At 44.1% G+C, this 5314-nt stretch carries 5 protein-coding genes; all 5 read right to left on the bottom strand.

The window, feature by feature from the left end; translation table 11 throughout:
- Positions 1 to 24: 24 nt before the first annotated feature.
- Complete coding sequence (locus E1160_RS01605) at positions 25 to 1353, bottom strand: dihydroorotase (protein ID WP_155153241.1); 1329 nt, start codon at positions 1351 to 1353, stop codon at positions 25 to 27.
- A gap of 173 nt (positions 1354 to 1526) precedes the next feature.
- Positions 1527 to 2309 carry a succinate dehydrogenase iron-sulfur subunit gene (locus E1160_RS01600; RefSeq protein WP_155153240.1) on the bottom strand — a complete coding sequence of 261 codons (783 nt, stop codon included), beginning with the start codon at positions 2307 to 2309 and terminating at the stop codon, positions 1527 to 1529.
- A gap of 22 nt (positions 2310 to 2331) precedes the next feature.
- On the bottom strand, positions 2332 to 4125 hold the full coding sequence (sdhA, locus tag E1160_RS01595) for a succinate dehydrogenase flavoprotein subunit (protein ID WP_155153239.1): 1794 nt from the start codon (positions 4123 to 4125) through the stop codon (positions 2332 to 2334).
- Positions 4126 to 4137: 12 nt separating this feature from the next.
- Positions 4138 to 4542, bottom strand: a complete 405-nt coding sequence (gene sdhD / locus E1160_RS01590) for a succinate dehydrogenase, hydrophobic membrane anchor protein (protein WP_155153238.1) — start codon at positions 4540 to 4542, stop codon at positions 4138 to 4140.
- An 11-nt stretch (positions 4543 to 4553) separates the two neighbouring features.
- Positions 4554 to 4937, bottom strand: coding sequence for a succinate dehydrogenase, cytochrome b556 subunit (gene sdhC, locus E1160_RS01585; RefSeq protein WP_155153237.1), 384 nt, complete (start codon positions 4935 to 4937; stop codon positions 4554 to 4556).
- Positions 4938 to 5314: the final 377 nt, after the last annotated feature.

Genomic DNA, 5314 nt, shown 5'->3' with positions numbered 1-5314 from the left:
GAATACTAGTCGGGAAATTTAGTCTTACCGGGGGGTGAGCGTGTCTTGAAACTTAATAGTTTGTCCTATTGGTTTACTTACGAGCTTGTCATTTTCCATAACGACTTTACCACGGATAATTGTATGCGTTGGCCAGCCTTTAACTTTCTTACCATGAAAAGGTGTCCAGCCAGAAACATTAGCCATTTGATCATCGGAAATAGTTTTTTCTTTATTCATATCCACAATCGTAAAATCCGCATCATAACCAACGGCTATTCGTCCTTTGCGGGCGATGTTGAACACACGTTGTGGCCCATGACATACAAGATCAACGAAACGTTCAAGTGTAAGTTTGCTGTTATTCACATGATCTAACATAATAGGCACTAATGTTTGCACCCCCGGCATACCTGAGGGGCTTTTGGGATATGTTTGCGCTTTTTCTTGATGGGTATGTGGTGCGTGATCAGAACCTAAAATGTCAACTAATCCATTGTTGATGGCTATCCATAATGCGTTTTGATGTTCGATTGATCGGATCGGTGGGTTCATTTGGACATAGCTTCCTTGGCTTTCATAAGCACTATCATCCAAAGTTAGGTGTTGTGGAAGGACTTCCATGGTTGCGACATCCTTATACTTGGCAAGTAGCTCGACTTCCTGACATGTGGTGATATGCAGAGTATGCACATTTTTGCCGACTTTTCTCGCAATATTAAGTAGTCGTCTCGTGGCGTTTAATGCTGTATCTTCATTTCTCCATTGTGGATGAAAACGCGGATGTGCGCCTTCTTCAGCAATATGTTTTCTTGCCTTTAACATCTCTTCATCTTCACAATGAACGGCAACACGCCTTTTACTTTGTGTTAAGATCGCTTCAATTGCGTGATCTTGTGAAACAATCAGATTACCAGTGGATGAACCCATAAAGATTTTTATCCCGCAACATCCTGGTAGACTTTCTAATTCATGCCAGTTTACATTGTCTTCAGGTGTACCACCGACGTAGAAGGCAAAATCACACCAAGCCCGATCTTTCATACGATCAATTTTATCATTTAGGGCTTCTTTACTTGTGGTTGGTGGGGCAGTGTTTGGCATCTCAAATATTGATGTTACGCCGCCTAAAACGGCCCCGCGCGTACCATGTTCCAAATCCTCTTTATGTTCGTTGCCGGGTTCACGAAAATGGACTTGAGTATCCATAACACCGGGTAAAACATGAAGACCTTTGGCATCAATAATCGTTTGACTGTCTTTAGCATCGATCTCGCCGATTTTCATGATGGTGTCGCCAGCTATACCGATATCGGCCTTGATTGCACCGGACGGTGTCATGCATGTGCCGTTCTTGATGATCATATCAAACATGAAATACCCTTAATCTTCTTAAAAATTAACTTTGATTGCGGATTTGATACATCACTTTTAATTTTAATGATAGATTATTCGATGAATGTCGAAGTTTTTTGTCAAAAAGGGTTGGCATAGTCACAAAAAAAGGCGGGAAGCAATCCCGCCTTTTGAATGGTAACGACCTTTTATTAAACCTTACGTTCAATCATTAACTTTTTGATTTCTGCAATTGCCTTGGCAGGATTCAAACCTTTCGGGCACGTGTTAGAGCAGTTCATGATCGTATGGCAACGGAATAGACGGAATGGGTCTTCCAATGCGTCCAAACGTTCACCAGTATATTCATCACGACTATCTGCAATCCAGCGATAAGCTTGTAATAGAACTGCAGGGCCTAAATAACGGTCCCCATTCCACCAGTAACTTGGGCAGGATGTAGTGCAGCTAAAGCACAGAATACATTCATATAAACCATCAAGCTTTTTGCGATCTTCAGGAGACTGCAAACGTTCGCCATCTGGTGGTGCTGGTGTATCTGTTTTGATCCAAGGTTCTACAGATGCCAATTGCGCATAGGCATGTTTCAAATCCGGTACCAAATCCTTAACCACGTTCATATGCGGTAAAGGATAGATCTTTGCCTTCCCTTTGATCTCGGAAATATATTTCGTACAGGCCAAAGTATTTAAGCCGTCAATATTCATAGCACAGGAACCACAAATACCTTCACGGCAAGAACGACGGAATGTCAAAGTTGGATCAACTTCGTTTTTAATCTTGATCAATGCATCCAAGACCATTGGGCCACATTCATCCAGATCAACTTCATACGTATCAACTTGAGGCGTTTCTCCACTATCTTCGTTCCAACGATAGATGCGAAACTCCTTGATATTTTTACCGCCTGTATTGGCTTTCCAAACCTGACCTTCACGGATTTTGGAATTTGTTGGTAAAGAAAATTCAGCCATTTTCAGTCTCCTTCCTTTCCGCTTAATAGACCCGCGCCTTAGGCGGGATAGTGTCAATTTCATCTGTCATGGTTTCCATACGAACCGGACGGTAATCCAGATCGACTTCACCATCATCTCCGATCCACGCAACTGTATGTTTCATCCAGTTCACATCATCACGATCCGGGAAATCTTCGCGGGCTTGCGCCCCACGGGATTCTTTACGTGTCTCTGCACCAACGATGGTTGTCATCGCCTGACGCATGAGATTGTCTAATTCCCATGTTTCCACAAGATCGGAATTCCAAACCATTGTGCGATCGGAAACTTTGATATCGGAAAGTTTTTTCCAAGTTTCTTTGAGTTTCGCCACGCCTTCTTCAAGGCTACCGCCTTCACGGAATACAGCACAGTGTTTCTGCATGATATCTTGCATTTCGGCACGAATAGAAGCTGTGGAATATTGCCCATCGGCAGTTCTGAGCTTTTCTAGGCGTTCCAATGTTGCATGACCGGCATCTTCAGCCAAATCTTTCTGTGGCGCATCAGGGTCAACAATTTTGGCGCAATGCAATGCCGCTGCACGACCGAATACCACGAGATCAAGCAAAGAGTTTGATCCAAGACGGTTCGCACCATGTACGGATACACAAGCGGCTTCACCAGCTGTCATCAGACCCGGTACGATTGTATCAGGATTACCGTCTTTCACAGTTAAAACTTCACCATGATAATTCGCAGGAATACCACCCATATTATAGTGACATGTCGGAATAACTGGGATTGGTTCCTTGCTTACATCAACACCGGCAAAGATACGCGCGGATTCCGCAATACCCGGCAGGCGTTCGTTGATTACATCAGGATCAAGATGTTCAATATGAAGATGGATATGATCGCCTTTCGGACCTACACCGCGACCAGCGTTGATTTCCATAGTCATGGAACGACTTACAACATCACGTGATGCCAAGTCTTTTGCAGATGGGGCGTAACGTTCCATGAAACGTTCCCCTTCGGAATTGGTCAGATAACCACCTTCACCACGGACCCCCTCAGTAATCAGGCAACCTGCGCCATAAATACCAGTTGGGTGGAATTGTACAAATTCAGAATCTTGTAATGGCAAACCAGCACGTAGAACCATGCCACCACCATCACCTGTACATGTATGTGCAGATGTCGCAGAGAAATATACACGACCATAGCCACCAGTTGCCAGGATTACCATTTTCGCGCGGAAACGATGGATTGTTCCATCATCGAGATTCCATGCCATGACACCACGGCATTCGCCATCTTCCATGATCAAATCAAGCGCAAAATATTCAATGTAAAATTCTGCCTGATGTTTCAGGGATTGTTGGTATAATGTATGAAGAATCGCATGACCTGTACGGTCAGCCGCCGCACATGTACGTTGCGCTGGTGGGCCTTCACCAAATTCGGTAGTCATACCACCGAATGGACGTTGGTAAATTTTACCTTCTTCCGTACGTGAAAATGGTACGCCATAATGTTCTAATTCAATGATAGAAGCAGGTGCTTCACGCACCATATATTCGATCGCGTCCTGATCACCTAGCCAATCAGACCCTTTTACAGTGTCATACATATGCCAGCGCCAGTCATCTGGTCCCATATTACCTAGGGAAGCCGAAATACCGCCTTGCGCTGCAACTGTGTGGGAGCGTGTTGGAAATACTTTTGTAATACAGGCTGTTTTCAAACCTGCTTCCGCAAGACCAAAGGTTGCGCGTAAACCTGCGCCACCTGCGCCTACAACAACAACGTCATAGGTATGATCCACGATTTTATAATTGGATGTACTCATGTCCGTTATTCCTTAAAGGGCGATTTTCAAAACTGCCAAAATGCCACCAACGGCAAATGCAACTGCCAATAGCTTTATCGCGACTAGCAAGGGTGTGCGTAAAGCGCCATGGATGTAATCTTCGATGACAACTTGAACACCAAGCTGTGCATGATGAAAGCTTGTCGCAACCAAAAGGATGAGGCATGTGGCATTAAAAGGCTCAGCGGCCCATGTGCTGAATTTCACATATTCACTACCAACAACTGTTGCAGCTAGTGAAGCGTCACTTCCAACCATACAGGCTACAGAAAACACAAACCAGATGGTCAATGGAATAAGGGCAACACCAGATAAACGTTGAACCCACCAGTGATGTGTACCGTCCTTCGCAGAACCATGACCGCGAACTTCAGAAAGAGGTGTACGTAAACTCATAATATCACCTCCTAAACCATATATGCCAAAGCCCAAACCGCAATGGTCAGGACGATAGATAATGCCAAACTAATATGGCCGGAGATCTCAGCAGATTTCAAATCAAGCCAACGGCCTGAATCCCAAACCAAATGACGAATACCATTCACCAGATGATAGAATAGGGACCATGTCCATCCTAGCAACAGGATGCGACCAATGATGGAACCTGCGAAGTTTTGAACGGCTGTGAATTCTTCCGCGCCACTTGCAAGTGCTGTTAACCAGCAAAAAAGGAAAAGAGCTCCACCTGCCAACGCCATACCAGTTGCCCGGTTTAGAATTGAATAGGCCATGCTCCATTGCCAGCGATATACCTGCAAATGCGGGGACAAAGGTCTGTTTTGAGCGCTCATGACCACCCCTCGTGATGTTTAAATTTTTTATCATATGCGAATGAAGTAAACATTCGCTTCCTCCTGACGTTTAACATAAAGCAGGTATGTGTCCTGCTCCTCTGTTTCTTATACGTCGAATTTTGCTTTCCGGTTTTCTGAATGATTGTTCATAAATTATATTAAGTTTATCAAGCAGAAAGACACGCTCCTGATCAGGACGCACATAGAAAACTCCATGACGCCCTTATTACATGTTTCCAAAATGACCTAGACTGCGCAAACTGTCAAAACATTTATGTTGCATCGCGGTAAGTTTTTATAAGCTAAACTTTTTATTTGCATGCTGGCATGTTAGAGATTTTTCAGGCAAGAACCTTATTGCATGATTGAAAATT

Origin of the sequence: Curvivirga aplysinae, from assembly GCF_009711445.1 — a bacterium.
Lineage (GTDB): Bacteria > Pseudomonadota > Alphaproteobacteria > UBA8366 > Aestuariispiraceae > Curvivirga > Curvivirga aplysinae.
Note: the sequence above shows the minus strand (reverse complement) of the source record. Positions and strands in the feature narration are given on the sequence as shown.

Excerpts from the sequence above, each read along its gene's own strand:
- E1160_RS01605 (WP_155153241.1), bottom strand. The coding sequence starts at position 1,353 with ATGTTTGATATGATCATCAAGAACGGCACATGCATGACACCGTCCGGT.
- E1160_RS01600 (WP_155153240.1), bottom strand. The coding sequence starts at position 2,309 with ATGGCTGAATTTTCTTTACCAACAAATTCCAAAATCCGTGAAGGTCAG.
- sdhA (WP_155153239.1), bottom strand. The coding sequence starts at position 4,125 with ATGAGTACATCCAATTATAAAATCGTGGATCATACCTATGACGTTGTT.
- sdhD (WP_155153238.1), bottom strand. The coding sequence starts at position 4,542 with ATGAGTTTACGTACACCTCTTTCTGAAGTTCGCGGTCATGGTTCTGCG.
- sdhC (WP_155153237.1), bottom strand. The coding sequence starts at position 4,937 with ATGAGCGCTCAAAACAGACCTTTGTCCCCGCATTTGCAGGTATATCGC.